General features: G+C 50.8%; 1 rRNA gene. It reads right to left on the bottom strand.

The window, feature by feature from the left end:
• Window positions 1-18 precede the first annotated feature (18 nt).
• Window positions 19-1,955, bottom strand: a 23S ribosomal RNA gene (locus tag LQ688_RS13840); the annotation flags it as partial.

Below are 1,955 nucleotides of genomic sequence, written 5' to 3'. Positions count from 1 at the left end.
AAAACCGATTTTAAAAATTTGATTAAGTCTTCGATCGATTAGTATTCGTCAGCTACACACATTACTGCGCTTACACCCCGAACCTATTAACCTCATCATCTTTGAGGGATCTTATAACCGAAGTTGGGAAATCTCATCTTGAGGGGGGCTTCATGCTTAGATGCTTTCAGCACTTATCCCGTCCATACATAGCTACCCAGCTATGCCGTTGGCACGACAACTGGTACACCAGAGGTATGTCCATCCCGGTCCTCTCGTACTAAGGACAGCTCCTCTCAAATTTCCTACGCCCACGACGGATAGGGACCGAACTGTCTCACGACGTTCTGAACCCAGCTCGCGTACCGCTTTAATGGGCGAACAGCCCAACCCTTGGGACCGACTACAGCCCCAGGATGCGATGAGCCGACATCGAGGTGCCAAACCTCCCCGTCGATGTGAACTCTTGGGGGAGATAAGCCTGTTATCCCCGGGGTAGCTTTTATCCGTTGAGCGATGGCCCTTCCATGCGGAACCACCGGATCACTAAGTCCGTCTTTCGACCCTGCTCGACTTGTAAGTCTCGCAGTCAAGCTCCCTTGTGCCTTTACACTCTGCGAATGATTTCCAACCATTCTGAGGGAACCTTTGAGCGCCTCCGTTACTCTTTAGGAGGCGACCGCCCCAGTCAAACTGCCCGCCTGACACTGTCTCCCACCATGATCAAATGGTGCGGGTTAGAAAGTCAACACAGCCAGGGTAGTATCCCACCAGCGCCTCCACGTAAGCTAGCGCTCACGCTTCTAAGGCTCCTACCTATCCTGTACAAGCTGTGCCGAATTTCAATATCAGGCTACAGTAAAGCTCCACGGGGTCTTTCCGTCCTGTCGCGGGTAACCTGCATCTTCACAGGTACTATGATTTCACCGAGTCTCTCGTTGAGACAGTGCCCAAATCGTTACGCCTTTCGTGCGGGTCGGAACTTACCCGACAAGGAATTTCGCTACCTTAGGACCGTTATAGTTACGGCCGCCGTTTACTGGGGCTTCGATTCGTAGCTTCGCAGAAGCTAACCACTCCTCTTAACCTTCCAGCACCGGGCAGGCGTCAGCCCCTATACATCACCTTACGGTTTAGCAGAGACCTGTGTTTTTGATAAACAGTCGCTTGGGCCTATTCACTGCGGCTCTTCAAGGCTTGCACCTTAAAAAGCACCCCTTCTCCCGAAGTTACGGGGTCATTTTGCCGAGTTCCTTAACGAGAGTTCGCTCGCTCACCTTAGAATTCTCATCTTGACTACCTGTGTCGGTTTGCGGTACGGGCACCTATTTTCTAACTAGAGGCTTTTCTTGGCAGTGTGAAATCAACGACTCGTCGGATTCATGATCCAACTCCCCATCACAACTCAACCTTACGAGTGCCGGATTTGCCTAACACTCAGTCTTGTTGCTTGGACGTGCACTCCAACAGCACGCTTCGCCTATCCTACTGCGTCCCCCCATCGTTCAAACAATCATAGGTGGTACAGGAATATCTACCTGTTATCCATCGCCTACGCCTATCGGCCTCGGCTTAGGTCCCGACTAACCCAGAGCGGACGAGCCTTCCTCTGGAAACCTTAGTCAATCGGTGGATGGGATTCTCACCCATCTTTCGCTACTCACACCGGCATTCTCACTTCTAAACATTCCACATGTCCTTGCGATCATGCTTCAACACGTTTAGAACGCTCTCCTACCATTATCCTTACGGATAATCCACAGCTTCGGTAATATGTTTAGCCCCGGTACATTTTCGGCGCAGTGTCACTCGACTAGTGAGCTATTACGCACTCTTTAAATGATGGCTGCTTCTAAGCCAACATCCTAGTTGTCTGGGCAACGCCACATCCTTTTCCACTTAACATATATTTTGGGACCTTAGCTGGTGGTCTGGGCTGTTTCCCTTTCGACTATGGACCTTATCACCCATAGTCT

Source organism: Mammaliicoccus sp. J-M40, assembly GCF_022386395.1.
GTDB lineage: Bacteria > Bacillota > Bacilli > Staphylococcales > Staphylococcaceae > Mammaliicoccus > Mammaliicoccus lentus.
Note: the sequence above shows the minus strand (reverse complement) of the source record. Positions and strands in the feature narration are given on the sequence as shown.